The 18,809-nt window shown below is 63.6% G+C and carries 17 protein-coding genes; 4 read left to right on the top strand and 13 right to left on the bottom strand.

Features of this window, described 5'->3' with window-relative positions; all coding sequences use genetic code 11:
- Window positions 1–28: 28 nt before the first annotated feature.
- Together ilvD and ACNQP3_RS27595 are read right to left on the bottom strand one after the other, a co-directional pair.
- Window positions 29–1,870 (bottom strand): dihydroxy-acid dehydratase, encoded by a 1,842-nt coding sequence (gene ilvD, locus ACNQP3_RS27600; RefSeq protein WP_012274676.1) that lies wholly within the window; start codon window positions 1,868–1,870, stop codon window positions 29–31.
- Window positions 1,871–2,141: 271 nt separating this feature from the next.
- Window positions 2,142–3,338 carry a class I SAM-dependent rRNA methyltransferase gene (locus ACNQP3_RS27595; RefSeq protein ID WP_012274675.1) on the bottom strand — a complete coding sequence of 399 codons (1,197 nt, stop codon included), beginning with the start codon at window positions 3,336–3,338 and terminating at the stop codon, window positions 2,142–2,144.
- A 182-nt stretch (window positions 3,339–3,520) separates the two neighbouring features.
- Between ACNQP3_RS27595 and ACNQP3_RS27590 the strand changes: the two genes are divergently transcribed.
- Window positions 3,521–4,339, top strand: a complete 819-nt coding sequence (locus tag ACNQP3_RS27590) for an HDOD domain-containing protein (protein ID WP_171577246.1) — start codon at window positions 3,521–3,523, stop codon at window positions 4,337–4,339.
- A gap of 3 nt (window positions 4,340–4,342) precedes the next feature.
- On the top strand, window positions 4,343–5,155 hold the full coding sequence (gene mutM, locus ACNQP3_RS27585) for a bifunctional DNA-formamidopyrimidine glycosylase/DNA-(apurinic or apyrimidinic site) lyase (protein WP_012274673.1): 813 nt from the start codon (window positions 4,343–4,345) through the stop codon (window positions 5,153–5,155).
- 148 nt (window positions 5,156–5,303) lie between these two features.
- Here the strand turns inward: mutM and ACNQP3_RS27580 are convergent, their stop codons facing one another.
- The 5 genes from ACNQP3_RS27580 to ACNQP3_RS27560 form a co-directional block, all read right to left on the bottom strand.
- Entirely contained in the window at window positions 5,304–5,555 is a 252-nt protein-coding gene (locus tag ACNQP3_RS27580) for a YfhL family 4Fe-4S dicluster ferredoxin (RefSeq protein WP_009683359.1), read from the bottom strand.
- 107 nt (window positions 5,556–5,662) lie between these two features.
- The gene (gene coaD, locus ACNQP3_RS27575) at window positions 5,663–6,142 is read right to left on the bottom strand and encodes a pantetheine-phosphate adenylyltransferase (RefSeq protein WP_012274672.1); all 480 of its coding nucleotides are present in this window, start codon (window positions 6,140–6,142) and stop codon (window positions 5,663–5,665) included.
- Window positions 6,143–6,254: 112 nt separating this feature from the next.
- Window positions 6,255–7,853, bottom strand: coding sequence for a GMC family oxidoreductase (locus ACNQP3_RS27570; protein WP_264316637.1), 1,599 nt, complete (start codon window positions 7,851–7,853; stop codon window positions 6,255–6,257).
- A gap of 20 nt (window positions 7,854–7,873) precedes the next feature.
- Window positions 7,874–8,359, bottom strand: coding sequence for a hypothetical protein (locus tag ACNQP3_RS27565; protein WP_012274670.1), 486 nt, complete (start codon window positions 8,357–8,359; stop codon window positions 7,874–7,876).
- A 10-nt stretch (window positions 8,360–8,369) separates the two neighbouring features.
- Window positions 8,370–9,800 (bottom strand): coniferyl aldehyde dehydrogenase, encoded by a 1,431-nt coding sequence (locus ACNQP3_RS27560; RefSeq protein WP_060514436.1) that lies wholly within the window; start codon window positions 9,798–9,800, stop codon window positions 8,370–8,372.
- Between the two features lie 151 nt (window positions 9,801–9,951).
- Here ACNQP3_RS27560 and ACNQP3_RS27555 point away from each other — a divergent pair, with 151 nt between their 5' ends.
- Together ACNQP3_RS27555 and ACNQP3_RS27550 are read left to right on the top strand one after the other, a co-directional pair.
- The gene (locus tag ACNQP3_RS27555) at window positions 9,952–10,617 is read left to right on the top strand and encodes a TetR/AcrR family transcriptional regulator (protein ID WP_060493828.1); all 666 of its coding nucleotides are present in this window, start codon (window positions 9,952–9,954) and stop codon (window positions 10,615–10,617) included.
- A gap of 35 nt (window positions 10,618–10,652) precedes the next feature.
- Window positions 10,653–11,507: a sulfurtransferase gene (locus ACNQP3_RS27550; protein ID WP_012274667.1), complete on the top strand. Its 855-nt coding sequence runs from the start codon at window positions 10,653–10,655 to the stop codon at window positions 11,505–11,507.
- 12 nt (window positions 11,508–11,519) lie between these two features.
- Here the strand turns inward: ACNQP3_RS27550 and ACNQP3_RS27545 are convergent, their stop codons facing one another.
- The 6 genes from ACNQP3_RS27545 to ACNQP3_RS27520 all read right to left on the bottom strand — a co-directional run bounded on the left by ACNQP3_RS27545 (window position 11,520) and on the right by ACNQP3_RS27520 (window position 18,773).
- Entirely contained in the window at window positions 11,520–12,512 is a 993-nt protein-coding gene (locus ACNQP3_RS27545) for a hydrolase (RefSeq protein WP_264316636.1), read from the bottom strand.
- Window positions 12,513–12,572: 60 nt separating this feature from the next.
- Entirely contained in the window at window positions 12,573–13,946 is a 1,374-nt protein-coding gene (locus tag ACNQP3_RS27540) for a M16 family metallopeptidase (protein ID WP_264316635.1), read from the bottom strand.
- Window positions 13,939–15,240: a M16 family metallopeptidase gene (locus ACNQP3_RS27535; RefSeq protein WP_264316634.1), complete on the bottom strand. Its 1,302-nt coding sequence runs from the start codon at window positions 15,238–15,240 to the stop codon at window positions 13,939–13,941. The genes ACNQP3_RS27540 and ACNQP3_RS27535 overlap by 8 nt, the downstream gene beginning before the upstream one ends.
- 92 nt (window positions 15,241–15,332) lie before the next feature.
- Window positions 15,333–15,935, bottom strand: coding sequence for a 16S rRNA (guanine(966)-N(2))-methyltransferase RsmD (gene rsmD, locus ACNQP3_RS27530; protein ID WP_012274663.1), 603 nt, complete (start codon window positions 15,933–15,935; stop codon window positions 15,333–15,335).
- Window positions 15,935–17,425, bottom strand: coding sequence for a M16 family metallopeptidase (locus ACNQP3_RS27525; protein WP_012274662.1), 1,491 nt, complete (start codon window positions 17,423–17,425; stop codon window positions 15,935–15,937). The genes rsmD and ACNQP3_RS27525 overlap by 1 nt, the downstream gene beginning before the upstream one ends.
- A complete protein-coding gene (locus ACNQP3_RS27520; protein ID WP_012274661.1) occupies window positions 17,418–18,773 on the bottom strand; it encodes a M16 family metallopeptidase in 1,356 nt (451 codons plus the stop codon). The genes ACNQP3_RS27525 and ACNQP3_RS27520 overlap by 8 nt, the downstream gene beginning before the upstream one ends.
- Window positions 18,774–18,809: the final 36 nt, after the last annotated feature.

Here is an 18,809-nt window from a genome sequence, read left to right as displayed (position 1 = left end):
AGGCGCCGGTTTTTATGCAGCCAGAGCTTCAGAGCCCTTCCAGCATCGCCTTGTTACGCACAGCACCCTTGTCGGCACTGGTCGCCAGCAGGGCATAGGCCTTCAGCGCGGTGGTCACCTTGCGTGGGCGTACTTCCGCAGGCTTCCAGCCCTTCTTGTCCTGTTCGACGCGGCGCTCGGCCAGTTCTTCATCGCTGACCAGCAGGTTGATCGAACGGTTGGGGATGTCGATCAACACCTTGTCGCCGTCGCGCACCAGGCCGATGGCGCCGCCAGCAGCGGCTTCCGGCGAGGCGTGGCCGATCGACAGGCCCGAGGTGCCGCCCGAGAAGCGGCCGTCGGTGAGCAGGGCGCAAGCCTTGCCCAGGCCTTTGGACTTCAGGTACGAGGTCGGGTACAGCATTTCCTGCATGCCCGGGCCGCCTTTTGGGCCTTCGTAGCGGATGATCACGATGTCGCCCGCCTTCACCTCGTCGGCGAGGATGCCGCGCACCGCGCTGTCCTGGCTCTCGAAGATCTTGGCATTGCCTTCGAATACGTGGATCGATTCGTCCACGCCAGCGGTTTTCACCACGCAGCCATCCAGGGCGATGTTGCCGTACAGCACGGCCAGGCCGCCCTCTTGCGAGTAGGCGTGCTCGAAGCTGCGGATGCAGCCGTTTTCACGGTCGTCGTCGAGGGTTTCCCAACGGGTCGACTGGCTGAACGCGGTCTGCGTCGGGATACCGGCAGGGCCGGCCTTGAAGAAGGTGTGCACGGCTTCGTCATCGGTCTGGGTGATGTCCCATTTGGCGATGGCTTCTTCCATGCTGCGGCTGTGCACGGTCGGCAGGTCGGTGTGCAGCAGGCCGCCACGGGCCAGCGAACCGAGGATGCTGAAGATGCCGCCGGCGCGGTGCACGTCTTCCATGTGATACTTCTGGATGTTCGGCGCCACTTTGCACAGCTGCGGCACTTTGCGCGACAGGCGATCGATGTCACGCAGATCGAATTCGACTTCGCCTTCCTGGGCTGCGGCCAGCAGGTGCAGGATGGTGTTGGTCGAACCGCCCATGGCGATGTCGAGCATCATGGCGTTTTCGAACGCCTTGAAGTTGGCGATGCTGCGTGGCAGTACCGACTCGTCGTTCTCGCCGTAGTAGCGTTTGCACAGCTCGACGATGGTGCGGCCGGCGGTGAGGAACAACTGCTCGCGGTCGGCGTGGGTGGCCAGGGTCGAGCCGTTGCCCGGCAGGGCCAGGCCCAGGGCTTCGGTCAGGCAGTTCATCGAGTTGGCGGTGAACATGCCGGAGCACGAACCGCAGGTCGGGCAGGCGCTGCGCTCGTATTCGGCGACTTTTTCATCGGAAGCCGAGGAGTCGGCAGCGATCACCATGGCATCGACCAGGTCCAGGCCGTGGCTGGCCAGCTTGGTCTTGCCGGCTTCCATCGGGCCACCGGACACGAAGATCACCGGGATGTTCAGGCGCAGGGCGGCCATCAGCATGCCGGGGGTGATCTTGTCGCAGTTGGAGATACAGACGATGGCGTCGGCGCAGTGGGCGTTGACCATGTATTCCACGGCGTCGGCAATGATCTCGCGGCTTGGCAGCGAGTACAGCATGCCGTCGTGGCCCATGGCGATGCCGTCATCGACCGCGATGGTGTTGAATTCCTTGGCCACGCCACCGGCGCGTTCGATTTCGCGGGCAACCAGCTGGCCCAGGTCCTTCAGGTGCACGTGGCCCGGGACGAACTGGGTGAACGAGTTGGCGATGGCGATGATCGGTTTCTTGAAGTCTTCGTCCTTCATCCCGGTGGCGCGCCACAGGGCACGGGCGCCGGCCATGTTGCGGCCTTGGGTGGAAGTCTTGGAACGATAATCAGGCATGAAACACTCCTGGCGGCTTAATCAGGTCACAAATAGGGGAGTGAGCTTCTCTTGTCCTTTGCGCCGCAGGCCGGTTGCCACTGGCACGGATGGGGCCGAAGACCGCGCGGGATCGCCGCGTGCTTGGCCAGAGCTCATAAACCCGCCGGGGATGACTGGCGATGAATAGGCCGATTCTACACCGCTGGCGCGGCGAGGGAATGCGCATGTGGATGGTTGGCGGGGGGATTGCGGCAGGAAAGGGCCGCTGGGCGGCCCTTTTTAGCAGATATCAGCTGTTGGGCAGCAACCGGCAGGTGATGCTCTTGATATAGCGGGTTTCGGCGATGGCCGGGTGCACCGGGTGGTCCGGGCCCTGGCCGCCGCGTTCGAGCAGTTGCAGGTTGCGGTCCAGGTGGCGGGCGCTGGTCAGCAGGATGTTGTTCAGATCGTCCTCGGGCAAGTGCATCGAGCACGAGGCGCTGACGAGGATGCCGTCCTTGTTCAGCATGCGCATGGCCTGTTCATTCAGGCGACGGTAGGCCGCTTCGCCGTTTTTCAGGTCCTTCTTGCGCTTGATGAAGGCGGGTGGGTCGGCAATGATCACGTCGAAGCGTTCTTCGGCAGCCTTGAGCTCGCGCAGGGCTTCGAACACGTCGCCTTCGATGCAGGTCAGCTTCTCGCTGATGCCGTTGAGTGCGGCGTTACGCTCCACGCCATCCAGGGCAAACCCCGAAGCATCGACGCAGAACACTTCGCTGGCGCCGAAGGCGCCGGCCTGCACGCCCCAGCCACCGATGTAGCTGAACAGGTCGAGTACACGCTTGCCTTTCACGTACGGAGCCAGGCGCGCACGGTTCATGCGGTGGTCGTAGAACCAGCCGGTTTTCTGGCCTTCGCGCACCGGGGCTTCGAACTTGACGCCGTTCTCTTCCAGCGGCACCCAATCCGGTACTTCGCCGTAGACGGTCTCGACGTAGCGTTGCAGGCCTTCGGCGTCACGCGCGGCGGAGTCGTTCTTGAACAGGATGCCGCTGGGCTTGAGCACCTGCACCAGGGCGGCGATCACGTCGTCCTTGTGCGCTTCCATGGTAGCCGAGGCCAATTGCACCACCAGGATATCGAAGAAGCGGTCGACCACCAGGCCCGGCAGCAGGTCGGAGTCGCCATAGACCAAGCGGTAGCACGGCTGGTCGAACAGGCGCTCGCGCAGCGACAGGGCAACGTTCAGGCGGTGGACCAGCAGCGACTTGTCCAGCGGCAGCTTGATGTCGCGCGACAGCAGGCGGGCGCAGATCAGGTTGTTCGGGCTCAGCGCGACGATGCCCAGCGGCTTGCCGTTGGCGGCCTCGAGAATGGCCTGCTGACCGGCCTGAAAGCCTTGCAGTGGGGTCGCGCTGACATCGACTTCGTTGCTGTAGACCCACAGGTGGCCGGCGCGCAGGCGGCGGTCGGCATTGGCTTTGAGGCGAAGGCTGGGCAGGGACATGACGTCGCTCCGGGAAAAAAGAGCGGGAGTATAACCTGTTGGCCTTTCGATCGGTGCAGGCCTCGACAAAGGGCGGCAAGGCTGCGCCTGCCGGGTTAGAATCCCCCGTCCTAAACGAGTGTGCACGTATGTCCCAAGAACTCAGCGCCGAACAGATCCAGCAAGCCTTGCAAGGCATCACCATCCCGCCGCAACCGCAGATCATGGTCGACCTGCAGTTCGAGCAGTACATGCCTGACCCGGACCTGGAAACCATCGCCAAGCTGATTTCCCAGGACCCGGGCCTCTCTGGCGCCTTGCTCAAACTGGTCAATTCCCCGCATTTCGGCCTGTCCAACAAGATCGGCTCGATCCAGCGCGCGGTGAACCTGCTGGGTAGCCGTTCGATCATCAACCTGATCAACGCCCAGTCGATCAAGGGCGAGATGTGCGACGAAACCATCGTTACCCTCAACCGCTTCTGGGACACCGCCCAGGATGTGGCGATGACCTGCCTGACGCTGGCCAAGCGAACCGGTATCCAGGCAGCGGACGAGGCCTACACCCTTGGTTTGTTCCATGATTGTGGCGTGCCGCTGATGCTCAAGCGCTTTCCCAATTACATGGATGTGCTGGAAGAGGCATACGCCAAGGCCGACGAAGCAACGCGCGTGGTCGACACCGAAAACCGCACGTTCAACACCAACCATTCGGTGGTTGGCTATTTCACCGCCAAGTCCTGGCGTTTGCCCGAGCACCTCAGCGGGGCCATCGCCAACCACCACAACGCCCTGGCTGTGTTCCGCGACGACACCTCGCGCAATACCCAGAGCCAGCTGAAGAACCTGCTGGCGGTACTGAAGATGGCCGAGCACATTTGCGCGTCCTACCGGGTATTGGGCAACCAGGCGGTGGACCACGAATGGAATGTAGTCGGCCCACTGGTGCTCGATTACATTGGCTTGTCGGAATACGATTTCGAAAACCTCAAGCAGAACATTCGCGAGCTGGGCGGGCACTGACACATGCCGGAATTGCCAGAAGTAGAAACCACCCGGCGCGGTATCGCACCGCACCTGGAAGGCCAACGCGTCAGCCGTGTGGTGGTGCGTGACCGGCGCCTACGCTGGCCGATTCCGGAAGACCTCGATGTGCGCCTGTCAGGGCAGCGTATCGTCAGCGTCGAACGACGCGCCAAGTACCTGTTGATCAATGCCGAGGTCGGTACGCTGATCAGCCACCTGGGCATGTCGGGCAACCTGCGTCTGGTCGAGTTGGGCTTGCCGGCGGCCAAGCATGAGCACGTCGACATCGAGCTGGAGTCGGGGCTGATGCTGCGCTACACCGACCCGCGCCGCTTTGGTGCCATGTTGTGGAGCCTGGACCCGCTCAACCACGAACTGCTGCTGCGCCTGGGGCCGGAGCCGCTGACCGACCTGTTCGACGGTGAGCGCCTGTTCCAGCTGTCCCGCGGGCGATCGATGGCGGTCAAACCGTTCATCATGGACAACGCGGTGGTGGTGGGGGTGGGCAACATCTACGCCACCGAGGCACTGTTCGCTGCGGGTATCGACCCACGTCGGGAGGCGGGCGGGATTTCCCGCGCGCGCTATTTGAAGCTGGCGATCGAGATCAAGCGGGTGCTGGCGGCGGCAATCGAGCAGGGCGGTACTACCCTGCGCGACTTTATCGGTGGCGATGGGCAGCCGGGGTACTTCCAGCAGGAATTGTTCGTCTACGGGCGGGGCGGGCAGCCGTGCAAGGTGTGCGGCACGGCGCTGCGCGAGGTGAAGCTGGGGCAACGGGCGAGCGTGTACTGCCCGCGCTGCCAGCGCTAAGCCTTACATGTAGGAGCGGCCTTGTGTCGCGATGGGGTGCGAAGCGCCCCCAAAAATTTCAGCTCTGCTGCAGAAATTGCCGGGGCCGCTGCGCGGCCCATCGCGACACAAGGCCGCTCCTACAGGGACCCAGCAGGCTTGAGGGGGCTCAGGCTTTGCCGGTAATGCGGCGATACTTGGCCATCAGCTGTTCTTCGGTTTCCGGGTGCGCTTCATCCAGTGGGATGCAGTCGACCGGGCACACCTGCTGGCACTGCGGCTCGTCGTAGTGGCCCACGCACTGGGTGCACAGGTTAGGGTCGATCACGTAGATCTCTTCGCCTTGGGAGATAGCCTCGTTCGGGCACTCGGGTTCGCAGACGTCGCAGTTGATGCAATCGTCGGTGATGATCAGGGACATGGGGACTCCGGCCGGGGCGCTTCGCCCGGGCATGTTCAACGCAATGGGCACAATTGTGCCGCATTCGCGCCCGCAGTGCACGCGGGCGCGACAATCAGGCGTCAGGCTTACTTCTTGAAGCGTTCAGTCAGCGCGTCGGCCACCACCGGGTGGACGAACTTGGTGATATCACCGCCCAGCGCCGCAATTTCCCGGACCAGGGTCGAGGAGATGAACGAATAACGTTCCGATGGCGTCAGGAACAGGCTCTCCACATCGGGGGCCAGTTGCCGGTTCATGTTCGCCAACTGGAACTCGTACTCGAAGTCGGACACCGCACGCAGGCCACGCAGGAAGACGTTGGCGCCCTGTTCCTTGGCGAAATGCGCCAACAGGGAAGAAAAGCCGATGACTTCGACATTGGGCAGGTGCTTGGTGACCTCACGGGCGAGCGCCACCCGTTGTTCCAGCGGGAACAGCGGGTTTTTCTTGGGGCTGGCCGCCACCGCGATGATGACGTGGTCGAACAAGCGCGAGGCGCGCTCGACCAGGTCGCCATGGCCTTTGGTAATGGGGTCGAAAGTACCCGGGTACAACACTCGGTTCATCGCGTCATCCTGGCTGGAGTGCGTTGGGGAGTCGGATGGTAGCGCAGCGACGGCGCCTCGGCCAAGTCATGCGGCCGGCTGATGGCACTATAGACAGCGGGCGTATTCGTTGTCATGCGCTGTGTGCCAGGCGGGCGACCAGCGCTTCGCTGAGCTTGGCGCTGATGGCATACACCGACAGCTGTGGGTTGGCACCGATGCTGGTGGGGAACAGCGAGCCGTCGTGAATCGACAGGTTTTCCAGCTGGTGATGACGGCCCAGGCTGTCGCACACCGCCTGGCGCGGGTCTTCGCCGAGGGCACAGCCTCCCATCACATGGGCGCTGCCCAGGCGCGTGCGGAAGGGCTCCAGGCGCAGCGTATCGATCATGGCCAGGGCCTGCTCCAGGTTGGATGCGGCACTGGCGTCGCTGTGCACGGGGGTTACCTGGATGGCGCCAGCGGCGAATTGGACTTGCGCCATGCTGCGGTAGGCCCGGCGCAAGCCGTCACGCAGGTAGTCGGTGACCGGGTAATCGAGCACGGGCGAGCCATCCCCGCGCAGTTCCACCGCCCCACCTTGGCTTTCGGGGTGAAAGCCGTCGCGCAGCAGCGCCAGCATCACATGGGTATGCGGCAGCTCGGCCATGCGCTGGGCATTCTCGTGGCCGTGCCCGCCCAGCAGGGTGCTGGCCAGGGCCGGGTGCAGCGGCGGTACTTCCAGCTTGTAGCCAACCGGGCCGTCCGCACCGCCTTGCCACTGGAAGTGGTCGCTGTAGATCGACTGCGGGGCGCCATAGTAGGGGTCGATACGCTCGCTGAAGCGTGCCGCGCTGAAGTTGACCAGGTGCAGGAAGGTGCGCTTGCCCAGGCGGCCATGCGGGTCGGGCGCGGCAGAGCGCAGCAGCAGGGCTGGGCTGTTGATGCCACCCCCGGCGAGCAGGTAATGGCGTGCCCGCACGCTGACCTGCTTGCCGGTGGGCTGTATGCCTTGGGCGTCCAGGGCCTGGCAGGTCAGGCTCTGGACGCGCGCTCCGTTGTGCGTGAAACGCTCGGCCCGGGCCAGGTACAGCAGCTCACCGCCTTGCTCGAGGGTGGCAGGAATACGGGTTACCAGCATCGATTGCTTGGCGTTTACCGGGCAGCCCATGCCGCAGTAGCCCAGGTTCCAGCAACCGCGCACATTGCGCGGGATCACCGCCCAGCGGTAGCCGAGCTGTTCGCAGCCACGGCGCAGTACGTCATTATTGGCATTTGGCGGCAAAGCCCAGGGCGTTATGCCCAGCTCCTGCTCCATGCGCTCGAACCAGGGGCGCAGGTCCTCCTCGCCCAAGCCGCTCACGCCGTGGGCCGAAGCCCAATGCGTCAGGGTTTGCGGCGGGGTACGAAAGCTCGAGGTCCAGTTCACCAGTGTGGTACCGCCCACGGCGCGGCCCTGCAGGATGGTAATGGCGCCATCCTTGCTCATGCGCCCCAGGCCTTCCTGGTACAGGCTGGCGTAGGCTTCGCTCTCCAGCAGGTGGAAATCGCTGCTGGTCTTCAGCGGGCCTTCTTCGATCAGCAGTACCTTGAAACCGGCAGCACTGAGCATCTGCGCGCTGGTGGCACCACCGGCGCCACTGCCGATCACGGCAATGTCGGCCTCCAGGCTCAGATCGTGCTCCAGGCGTGAGGCGTCGTGGGTGATCCAGCCGCGTTCGAGGCCTTGGCGAAACGGGTCGGGTACAGGCATTGGCGATGCTCTTGTTGTTTTCAGATTTTCGGTGGCCCTGGGTAACCGCAGGCGGCCCAGGATTCGGGGCGTTCGTACCAGGCCATCTGCAGCAGTTGCAGCAACGAGGCGTGCCCCATGCGCAGCAGGTTCAGCGAGCTGTCCTGCCAGCGCTGCAGGAAGGCTGTGACCTGCCGGGGGTCAGCTTGCCCCCAACTGCCCCAGATACCGGTCAGCGGGCCGCGAGTCAGCGGCAGGCTGAGTACGTCGAACAATTGCCGGGTCAGCTTGAGCATTTCCGGCGACAGCGCCGCCAGCTTGTGGTCGAGGCTACGCAACACCAGCGTCTCGGTGGCTTGTGCACCGGCCAGTACCACAGGGATCAGCGCACGCAGCAGTGGCAGGTCATCGTCGCGCAGGGCTTGATAGCCGGTCGCGGCTGTTTGCGCGCTACAGCCAATCAGGCTGGCGCTTGCCAGAAAGGCGCTGGCGCCAAGGCTCAAGCGCAGCAGGTCGCGGCGTTGCATAGGCTGGCCCTCAGCGGATGAAAAGCTTGTAGACCAGGCGCTGCAAGGCTTTGCCATAAGGCGGGTAGATCAGCCGGGCGGCGTTGAGGCGTTGTTTGGCCAGTACCGCCTTGGCTTTGCTGAAGGTCAGGAAGCCTTCATGGCCGTGGTAATGGCCCATGCCTGAAGGGCCGATGCCGCCGAATGGCAGGTCGTCCTGCGCCACGTGCAACAAGGTGTCGTTCAGGCATACGCCACCGGAATGGCTGTACTGCAGGACATGCTGCTGTTCGCTGCGATCGTAGCCGAAGTAGTACAGCGCCAGTGGTCGCGGGCGCTGGTTGATGTAGGCGAGCGCGTCATCGAGGGTGGAATAAGGCACCAGCGGCAGCAGCGGGCCGAAGATTTCATCCTGCATCACCTGCATGCTGTCGTTCACCTTGGTCAGCAGGTGTGGCGGCAGGCGTCGGCCTTGGCGCGGTTCGTCGGGGTACAGGTCCACCACCTGCGCCCCCTTGCTGCGAGCATCATCCAGCAGATGCTCCAGGCGCTGGAGCTGCCGTGGGTTGATGATGGCGCTGTAGTCTGGGTTGTCGGCGATGCGTGGGTACATGCGCCTTACGACGTTGCGGTAGGCATCGACGAAATCGTTCAGACGCTCGCGTGGCACCAGCACGTAGTCGGGGGCGACGCAGGTCTGGCCGGCGTTGAGCGTCTTGCCGAAGGCAATGCGCTCGGCGGCAACCTCCAGCGGTACATTGGCCGAAACGATGGCGGGAGACTTGCCGCCCAGTTCCAGAGTCACCGGCGTCAGGTTTTGTGCGGCAGCCAGCATGACCTGGCGGCCGATGCTGGTGGCGCCGGTGAACAGCAGGTGATCGAAGGGCAGGCGAGCGAACGCCTGGCCCACTTCGACTTCGCCAAGGACCACGCTGACCAGGTCCTCGGGGAATACCCGTTGCAGCAGTGCTTTAAGGGCCAGGCCAGTGGCCGGGGTCGCTTCGCTAAGCTTGAGCATGACCCGGTTGCCGGCGGCAAGGGCGCAGGTCAGTGGGCCGATGGCGAGGAACAACGGGTAGTTCCACGGCACGATGATGCCAACCACGCCCAAGGGCTGGTACAGCACCCGCGCGCTGGCCGGTTGGAACGCCAGGCCCACAGCCCGCTTGGCCGGGCGCATCCAGCGCCGCAGGTGGCGTTCGGCGTGACGGATGCCTTGCACCGACGGTAGTAACTCGGCCAGCAAGGTCTCATCGGCACTGCGCCCGCCGAAGTCGGCATCGATCGCCTTGATCAACTGCTGTTGGTCTGCAAGCAGCGCTTCGCAAAGGCTTTTCAGCCACTGCCGCCGCTGCGCCGCAGGGGGCATGGGGTTGCCGGCAAAGGCCTTGCGCTGGGCGGCGAACGTGGCGTCGAGGTTGGTGTCGGAATACACAGCAGGCAAGGCAATGGGCGAGGTCAAGGCGGTCTCCCGGCTGAGCTTGAAATCTCTAGAGCCTATACTCTAATTTGTACCATGGTGCGACTATTTTCACAGCACAGAACGGTGCACCCGTGAGGTGAATCGCCGTAAGATGGCCCTTTATTGAAAGCCCGCGAACTGGAAGCTGAGCATGGCCCCGCGCATGAAGACCCGAGAGCGCATCGTGCAGAACAGCCTGGAGCTGTTCAACCTGCAGGGCGAACGCAGCGTCAGTACCAACCACATCGCCGCGCACATGGAAATCTCGCCCGGCAACCTGTATTACCACTTCCCCAACAAGCAGGCGATCATTGCCCTGTTGTTCAGCCAGTACGAAGCGCTGGTGGACAGCTTCCTGCGCCCGCCGCAAGGGCGCGCGGCCACCGTGGAGGACAAGCGCTTCTACCTCAAGGCCTTGCTGGCGGCGATGTGGAACTACCGCTTCCTGCACCGAGACCTTGAGCACCTGCTGGACAGCGATGCCGAACTGGCCGCCCGTTATCGGCGTTTTTCCGAGCGCTGCCTGCGCCAGGGCCAGGCGATCTACCGCGGTTTCGTCGAGGCGGGCATCCTGGCCATGGCGCCGGCGCAGATCGAATCGCTGACCATCAACGCCTGGATCGTGCTGACATCGTGGGTCCGTTTTCTCAGCACCACGCGTGAACATTCCGCGCACCTGGGTGAAGAAGCCTTCAAGCGCGGCGTTTATCAGGTGCTGGTGCTGGAACTCGGCTTCGTCACTGACAGCGCCCGCACTGCCGTGGACGCGCTGTGCCAGGAATTCCATGTACCGTTCAACCAGGCCCTGGAGCATTAGCCCAGGGCACGAGTGCCATCGATCAGGAGATTGTCATGCCCCTTGCGCAATTGATCACCCCGCAGCAGTTGGCCGAGCGTCTGGACTCGCCCAAGTTGGTGATCCTCGACTGCCGCTTTGCCCTCGAAGATGTGGACTATGGCCAACGCAGCTATGCCCAGGGGCATATTGCCGGGGCGCATTTTGCCGACCTGGACCGCGACCTCAGCGGGCCGGTGAGCAAAGGGCGTACCGGGCGCCACCCCTTGCCCGATGCGCAGCGGCTGGTCGCGCGCCTGCGTGAGTGGGGGCTGGACAATGACAGCGAGGTGGTGCTGTACGACGACGGCCCTGGCGCTTTTGCTGCCCGTGCGTGGTGGCTGCTGGCCTGGCTGGGCAAGCGCAGTGGTGTGGCGATCCTCGACGGTGGCTTGAAGGCCTGGCATGCGGCGCACCTGCCGCTGAGCCTGGACCCTGCGCCCAAGCGTGAAGGCACCTTCAGTGGTGAACCTGACGCGAAACTGTTGATCGATGCCGAGCACCTGGGCAAGCGCCTGGGCAGTACCGACCTGACCTTGATCGATGCGCGTGCGTTACCGCGTTTTCGCGGCGAGGTGGAACCGATCGACCCGGTGGCAGGGCATATTCCCGGGGCCCTGTGCGCAGCGTTTACCGACAACCTGGGGGCTGATGGGCGCTTTTTGCCGGCGGACCAGCTCAAGCAGCGCTTTGCCGAAAAGCTCGCTGGGCGGGCACCGGAGCAGTTGGTGTCTTACTGCGGGTCTGGGGTAACGGCTTGCCATAACCTGTTTGCGATGGCATTGGCGGGGTACCCGCTGGGCAAGCTGTACGCCGGGTCGTGGAGCGAGTGGATCAATGATCCTAAGCATGGTGTAGCCACCGGCGAGTAAGCGCTCAACGCTTTATTGGCCGCCCACCAGCCATTGCGGAATCCGCCGCTCCAGGTAGTACCCCGGATTTCGCAGGCTGCCATCGACAAAGCCCACATGGCCACCGCGGCTGTGCAGTTCGAATCGGCTCTGTGGTGCCAGTTCACGGGCGGTTGGCAGGCTATGGCCGGACACGAATGGGTCGTCGCTTGAATGGATGATCAGCGTTGGCGTGCGGTTCTGGCCAAGGAAATAGTGACTCGATGAACGGCGATAGTAGTCATGCGCGTCGCGAAAGCCGTTGAGCGGTGCCGTGACTTTGCCGTCGAAGTCCCAGAATGTGCGCAAGTGGGTCAGTTGGCCCAGGCGTTCCAGTGCCGCCAGCCGCTCATGCTGGCCCTGGTCGTGGAAGTGCCGCTGCTTGAGCTGAACATAGGCCCGCATTTCGCGCATGAAATGCGCCTGATACACCTTGGAGAACCCCTGGCCGATACGGTCGGCGCAGTGGTCCAGGCGAAATGGCACCGACACTGCAACCGCGGCTTCCAGTTGGCTGGCAACGCCGCTCTCGCCCAGGTATTTCAAAAGTACGTTGCCACCCAGCGAGTAACCCACCGCATACAGCGGTGCCAACGGGCGTTGGGCGCGCAGGTGGCTGATGATTTCCGCCAGGTCTTCGCTGGCGCCGGAATGGTAGCTGCGCGGCAACAGGTTGGGCTCGCCTGAGCAACCACGCCAGTTCACCGCCACGCTGGCCCAGCCGCGACCTTGCAACGCTTGCTGCAAGCCTTTCACGTAAGGCGAGTGAGACGAGCCGGTCAACCCATGCAGCACGAGCACCAGTGGCGCATGGGGCTGGTGCGGGCCGTGCCAGTCCAGGTCGATGAAGTCGCCGTCGGCCAGCCACAGCCGCTCGCGGTTGCGCTGTAGTTCAGGCAGCTTGCGCCACAGTGGCCCCCACAGCGTTTGCAGGTGGGGATTGGACAGGCCGATGGCCGGACGGAAGGTGGCGCTGAGGCTGGGCATGCTGGGCGACTCGTGATGTGCCTGCCTAGAGTGCCATGAAACAGCGCCACAGTACCTGCGCTATTGGTCGAGATCTGGCAGAGGCTGCTGGTCGGCCGATGGGCCGACACTGACCAGTACCTTTTCGGCCAGGTGCAGCCTGCGCCGCATGACGGCGCAGACATCGGCCGGTGTCAGCGCGCGGAGACGTTCGACGTAGGTGTCGAGATGATCGGCGGGCTGGCGCTGATCGGTTATGACGGTCAGCAAGGCTGCCATGCTCTCGTTCTGCGCCACAGCGCGCAATAACTGCCCTGCCAACTTTATCCGTGCCAGTTGCAGCTCGGCCTGGGTTGGCCCTTGCTCGATGAAGTCGCTTAGCACGGCTTCAACCAGACGAGCAGAACTTTCCACATACATCGGAGCAATTTCCCAGGTGATGGTGAACAGGCCGCCAGCACTCATGGGTTTCACATCGGTAGCGATGCCGTAGGTCAAGCCGCGACGTTGGCGCAGTTCCCTCATCAAGCGAGATTCGATACCGGCTCCCAGCACTTCGCTGGCCAACACCAAGGCCGGGTACTCTGGCTCATTGGCTGGCACATTCATGGGTAGCGCAAGCAGGACGGCACTGCTGGTACCGGACTGCTCGACGTTGATCGCTGCACGGGTCGCTGGTGGAACGATGGGGAGTTCAGTGGCGCTCCAGCCTTGGGGCAATGCCTGGCTGATGCGTTGTGAAATTGCTTGGGCGTGCGCCAGGGAAAGGTCCCCAACCACCACCATCTCCAGGTTGCTGGCGCAATAACCACGCTGATGAAAACGCTTCAAGTCGGCAGGGGCGATGCCTTCGATACCTTCGCGGGTGCTCCCGAGTGGGTTGCCGTAGGGGTGGCTGTGGAACAAATGCCGGTAGGCCTCGCTTATCATTCTGAAAGAGGGCTGTCGCTCGCGAGTTGCGTTGTTCAGGATCAGTTGCTGCTTCATGTTCTCCAGGGCCGAAGGCGGGAACGTGGGGCATGCGACAAGGTCAATGAGCAGCTCCAACGCCGGCTCGAGCAGCGCGCTCGCGCTGAGGCTACGCAGGCTCAGGGTCGCGTGCTCCAGGCGTACCTGCTTGTCCACGATCGCGCCCAGGCGCTCTAGCTGATCGGCCTGCTCGGTGGCGGTGAAATGCTGGCTACCCTCATCGAGCATGTACAACGTCAGGGCCGCCAAGCCGGGTTGCACGGTGTCCTGGGCCGTGCCGGCCTTGAACCGCAAAATGATGTCCACGATCGGCAGCCCGCGGGCCTCGACGAATTTCACCCCTGCACCGCCTTCGGTGGTCCAGGCATGCACAGGCGTTTGAAGGGATTCGAACTGTTCCAGGTCAAGCCCTTGGGCTGAGACCAGGTTGCCAGGAATGCTGTTGGCTGCAGCGAGCTGCTGCGCCCCTGCGTCTGAATTATTCATCGGCACTTTCCTTGTGATGCATGAAGGTGATTGCTGTGCGCGCCTCGGTGAGGAATGCATGCGCGGTCTCTGCGACCTGCTCGGCTGTCACGGCTTCGATGGCTTGACGCTCATCCTCCAGCGCAACCGGGTCCAGGCCGCAGGTGGCCTGCATGCCAATGAAATGTGCCTGTTTTGCGATGTCATCGCGTTCGAACACCTGCCGGGCTATCAAGCGCGCTTTGGCGCGCTTGAGGTCTGCGGTGGCCGGCACCGACTGGCGGAACGTTTCGATTTCGAGCGTAAGCCTTTCGGCGGCGGCCTCCGGCGTTACCTGCGGGCTGCAGAACGCGTAAAGGGTCAACAGGCTGTCACCGCGCCGCCAGGGTTCATATCTCGACGTCAAACTTTGCAGAAGCGGTTCATTCAGCACCAGGTTGCGCTGCAGGATGCTGGCATAGCCTTGGGCAAGCATTTCGGGAAGCAAACGCAGTGCATAGGCTTGGCTGCTAGAGCTGGCGGTGCATTGGCTGGGGAGGTTGAAACTGATGATCACGGCCGTGTTCAGACCTTGCAAATGCAGGGTCTGGCAGCGCCGGACCTGCCCAGAGGGCGTAGTAGGTACTTGCTGTACAGGCAGGCGATGAGCGGGGATCGCTGCAAAGTGCCGCGCCACCAGCGTTTGCAGCTGTGGCAGGGTAACGTTGCCGGCCACCGCGAGCGTAGCATTGTTGGGGTGGTACCAGGTTTGGTACCAGGTGCGTGCGGCAGCCAGGGTCATATGGCCGAGATCGGTAGCGTGGCCGATCACCGGGGTGCCATAACCGTTGTTGCCATAGGCCAGCAACAGGTGATGTTCCATTGCCAGTGCCAAAGGGTTGTTGTCGACATCCTCTCGTCGTTCTGCCATGACCACTGCCAGCTCTCGAGCGAAAGGAGAAGCGCTGAGCGTGGCGCTGGCCATGATGTCGGCCATTGCCTCCAGGGCGATTTCCAGGCGACTGGCAGGCAGTGTCAGTGGAAAGACGGTAGCCTCGGCGCCGGTGAACGCATTCGGCTCTCCTCCCAAAAGGGTCATCAGGGCTGAATACTGGCCAGCAGCCAGTTTGCTGCTGCCCTCGAACAGCAAGTGCTCCAGGGCATGGGAAAGGCCAGTGTGGCCTTCTGGCTCGTAGCTGGAGCCGACGTGATACCACAACTGCGCGCTGACCAGCGGCGCGCGGTGGTCTTCGCGTAGATAGACGCGCAGGCCATTGGCAAGGGTGAACGCACTTACCGAGCTTGCCGGCAAGGGTGGGGAGGGGCGTTCGGTCATGGTTGAAGTGCTCCTTCGGGAAACAAAGGCGCAGCTTCAACCAGAGCCTGGACGGGGTTGCGGTAACTAAATACACCCAACCCGTCAGGGGGTCAGCCCCGCTGCCAGAGTGCGTAGTGCACTTGGCCGGTCTTCTTCTCGCGGTGCAGGCGCCAGTTGCCGGGCAGTTGCAAGGTCGATGGTGCGGCTTCGCTCTCGGTGTACACCCATGCCTGCTCGTTCAGCCACTGGTTCTGTTCCAGCAGGTCACAGGTATTGGCCAGCAGGTCCTGATGGAACGGCGGGTCGAGGAACACCACATCGAATTGCTGCTTGGCCTGGCCTTGCAGGTAGCGCAGGGCGTCGGTTTGCAGAATTTGCCCGCGCGGGCAGCGCAGGATCTCAAGGTTGTTCTTCAGGTTGGCGATGGCCGCCGGGTTGCTGTCCAGCGCCACAGCGTCCTCGGCCCCGCGTGACAGGGCTTCGAGCACCAGGGCGCCACTGCCGGTGAAGGCGTCCAGCACGTGGGCACCTTCGATGTAGGGTGCCAGCCAGTTGAATACGGTTTCCCGCACGCGGTCAGGCGTTGGCCGCAGGCCTTCGCCTTCCGGCACCGCCAGGCGGCGGCTGCGCCACTCGCCGGCGATGATGCGCAGGTGGCCCTGGCCCTTGCTTTGGCCCGCTTGCGGGCGGGCGGGAGGGGTGGATCTTGGCATTAGTGCTCCGGTACCCCGAGCGGTTGCTCGGAGGGCTTTTCAGTGGGTGCTGGCAGCGGTTTTTGTGGCACTTTCGGGCCAACGGTGACGATCACCAGTTTATCGGCTGACAGGTGTTTGTTCATGGCCGCCTTGACCTGTTCGACGGTGAGGGCCTGGGACTGCTGCATGAAGTCCTCCAGCCAGGTCAGCGGCAAGTTGTAAAAGCCGATTGCGCCCAGTTGGCCGACGATGCTGGCGTTGCTGGCATTGGACAGTGGGAAACTGCCGGCCAGCTCGCGCTTGGCATCGTCCAGCTCCTGCTGGGTAGGGCCATTCTTGAGGTAGTCGGCAAGAATGTCCTGCACCAGCTTGAGCGTGCCCTCGCTGAGCTCGGCGCGGGTTTGCAGGTTGATCATGAACGGGCCGCGTACCTGCATCGGGCTGAACACCGAGTAGACGCCGTAGGTCAGGCCACGTTTTTCACGCACCTCGCTCATCAGGCGGGTTCCGAAGGCGCCACCGCCGAGTATCTGGTTGCCCAGCGACAGGGCTGGCCAGTCCGGGTCCTGGCGGTCGATACCCAGCTCGGCCAGCATCAGGTGAGTCTGCTTGGACGGGAAGTCGATGTGGGTCAGGCCGGCTTTGGCATCAGCGGGCTGGGCCGGTGCGGGCAGCGCCGGGCCTTTGGGCAGGCCGGCGGATACCTGGGCGGCGATGGCTTCGGCTTCGGCACGGCTGAGGTCGCCAACCAGTGCGATCACCGCGTTGCCGCCGGTGTAGGCCTTGGCGTGGAAGGCACGCAGCTGTGCCAGGCTGATGGCCGTGATGCTTTCGGCGGTGCCGTCGCTTGGGTGAGCGTAGGGGTGGTCGCCATAAAGATTGCCGAACAGGGCCTTGCCGGCGATCTTGCCGGGGTTTTGCTTCTCGTATTCAAAACCGGCCAGCATCTGGTTCTTGATGCGTTTGAGCGCGTCTTCGGGGAACGTCGGCTTGCCCGCCACTTCGGTAAACAGCTTGAGGGCCGGCTCGCGCTTGTCCTTGGTGCTGAGGCTGCGCAACGAGGCCACGGCCATGTCCCGGTAAGAGCCGTTGCCAAAGTCCGCACCCAGGCCTTCGAAGCCTTCGGCGATGGCAGTCACGTCCTTGCCGGCCACGCCCTCGTTGAGCATGGCGTTGGTCAGCGCGGCCACGCCTGGTGTACCGCCGTCCTGGCTACTACCGGCAGCGAAGGTGACGCGCAAGTCGAACATGGGCAGTTCGCGTGCTTCGACGAACAGCACCCGGGCACCTTCGGCGGTGTTCCAGTGCTGGATGTTCAGTTGGCGTCGGCTGGGCGCCTTGCCATCCAGTTCGGCCAGCGATTGCAAGGTATTGGCCGGGCGGGCTGCACTGTTGTCGGCCTTGGCCACGTTATCGGCCATTGCCGGGGCGACCAGCACTGCCGCCAGCGCCAGGGCGCGAATGCCCGTGGCCAACAGGGTTGGGCGTGGTGCGCGGCGATTACTCATGAGCGGACTCCTCAGGCAGTACATGGGCAACGCTCAGGCGTTCGCGGGTGAAGTAGGTGCGCGCGGCGTTCTGGATGTCCTGCGGGGTGACGCGCTTGAGCTCGTCAAGCTCGCTGTCGATCAGTTTCCAGGACAAACCGACGGTTTCCAGCTGGCCAATGGTGGTGGCCTGGCTGCTGATGGAGTCGCGGTCGTAGACCAGGCCGGCGATGACCTGGGCGCGTACGCGCTCCAGTTCTTCGGCGCTGGGTGGTGTGGTCTTGAGTTCATCAAGCAACTGCCAGACGCCCTTTTCCACGTCTGCGAGGGTTTTCTGCTTCTGCACGTTCGGCGTGGCCGAGATCAGGAACAGGCTGTCGCCGCGCGTGAAGGCGTTGTAGCTGGACGACGCACCGGCCACCAGCTCCTGGCCACGCTCCAGGCGGGCCGGCAGGCGGGCGCTGTAGCCGCCGTCGAGCAGTGCCGAGATCAGGCGCAGGGCATGTACGGTGCGTGGGTCCTTGGCGGTGGGCAAACCAGGCACGTTGAAGCCGTAGATCAGGCTCGGCAACTGGGTACGTACGTGCAGGGTGAGCTGACGCTGGCCAGGCTCGGCAAGTTCCAGGGGCAGCTTGGCGGGGGGCACGGCGCGCTTGGGAATGCTGCCGAAGTACTTCTGCGCCAGGCCCTTGACCTCGTCGGCGGTGACATCGCCGACCACCACCAGGGTGGCGTTGTTGGGCGCATACCAGGACTCGTACCAGTGGCGCAGTTCTTCGACCTTCATGCGCTCCAGGTCGGCCATCCAGCCGATGGTCGGGGTGTGGTAGCCGCTGGCCGGGAAGGCCATGGCGCGGAACAGCTCGAACGCCTTGGAATTGGGCTGGTCGTCGGTGCGCAGGCGGCGTTCTTCCTTGATGACTTCGATTTCGCGGCTGAACTCGTCGGCTGGCAGGCGCAGGCTGGCCAGGCGATCGGCCTCCAGCTCCAGGGCTACGGGCAGGCGGTCGCGGGCCAGTACCTGGTAATAGGCGGTGTAGTCGTCGCTGGTGAAGGCGTTTTCATCGGCGCCGAGGTCACGCAGAATGCGCGAAGCTTCGCCGGGGCCGACCTTGGCGCTGCCCTTGAACATCATGTGTTCAAGCGCGTGGGACAAGCCGGTCTGGCCCGGGGTTTCGTAGCTGGAGCCGACCTTGTACCAGATCTGCGAGACCACCACCGGGGCGCGATGGTCTTCACGCACCACGACCTTCAGGCCATTGTCGAGGATGAATTCGTGGGTGGGTTGCACATCGGCGGCGAAGGCCGCGAGCGGCAGGCAGAGCGTGCCGAGCAACAGGCCAGCGGCGCGGCGGGCTAGAGCATTCATAAGGTGTTCAACCTGTTCGGCGGCCCGCAGGGTTTA

Source organism: Pseudomonas sp. LFS074, from assembly GCF_047978165.1.
GTDB classification, from domain to species: Bacteria; Pseudomonadota; Gammaproteobacteria; order Pseudomonadales; family Pseudomonadaceae; genus Aquipseudomonas; species Aquipseudomonas putida_P.
Note: the sequence above shows the minus strand (reverse complement) of the source record. Positions and strands in the feature narration are given on the sequence as shown.

Bases quoted from the DNA above. Each gene is read 5' to 3' on its own strand.
- ilvD (WP_012274676.1), bottom strand. From the start codon at position 1,870: ATGCCTGATTATCGTTCCAAGACTTCCACCCAAGGCCGCAACATGGCC.
- ACNQP3_RS27595 (WP_012274675.1), bottom strand. From the start codon at position 3,338: ATGTCCCTGCCCAGCCTTCGCCTCAAAGCCAATGCCGACCGCCGCCTG.
- mutM (WP_012274673.1), top strand. From the start codon at position 4,343: ATGCCGGAATTGCCAGAAGTAGAAACCACCCGGCGCGGTATCGCACCG.
- ACNQP3_RS27580 (WP_009683359.1), bottom strand. From the start codon at position 5,555: ATGTCCCTGATCATCACCGACGATTGCATCAACTGCGACGTCTGCGAA.
- coaD (WP_012274672.1), bottom strand. From the start codon at position 6,142: ATGAACCGAGTGTTGTACCCGGGTACTTTCGACCCCATTACCAAAGGC.
- ACNQP3_RS27570 (WP_264316637.1), bottom strand. From the start codon at position 7,853: ATGCCTGTACCCGACCCGTTTCGCCAAGGCCTCGAACGCGGCTGGATC.
- ACNQP3_RS27565 (WP_012274670.1), bottom strand. From the start codon at position 8,359: ATGCAACGCCGCGACCTGCTGCGCTTGAGCCTTGGCGCCAGCGCCTTT.
- ACNQP3_RS27555 (WP_060493828.1), top strand. From the start codon at position 9,952: ATGGCCCCGCGCATGAAGACCCGAGAGCGCATCGTGCAGAACAGCCTG.
- ACNQP3_RS27550 (WP_012274667.1), top strand. From the start codon at position 10,653: ATGCCCCTTGCGCAATTGATCACCCCGCAGCAGTTGGCCGAGCGTCTG.
- ACNQP3_RS27545 (WP_264316636.1), bottom strand. From the start codon at position 12,512: ATGCCCAGCCTCAGCGCCACCTTCCGTCCGGCCATCGGCCTGTCCAAT.
- ACNQP3_RS27540 (WP_264316635.1), bottom strand. From the start codon at position 13,946: ATGAATAATTCAGACGCAGGGGCGCAGCAGCTCGCTGCAGCCAACAGC.
- ACNQP3_RS27535 (WP_264316634.1), bottom strand. From the start codon at position 15,240: ATGACCGAACGCCCCTCCCCACCCTTGCCGGCAAGCTCGGTAAGTGCG.
- rsmD (WP_012274663.1), bottom strand. From the start codon at position 15,935: ATGCCAAGATCCACCCCTCCCGCCCGCCCGCAAGCGGGCCAAAGCAAG.
- ACNQP3_RS27525 (WP_012274662.1), bottom strand. From the start codon at position 17,425: ATGAGTAATCGCCGCGCACCACGCCCAACCCTGTTGGCCACGGGCATT.
- ACNQP3_RS27520 (WP_012274661.1), bottom strand. From the start codon at position 18,773: ATGAATGCTCTAGCCCGCCGCGCCGCTGGCCTGTTGCTCGGCACGCTC.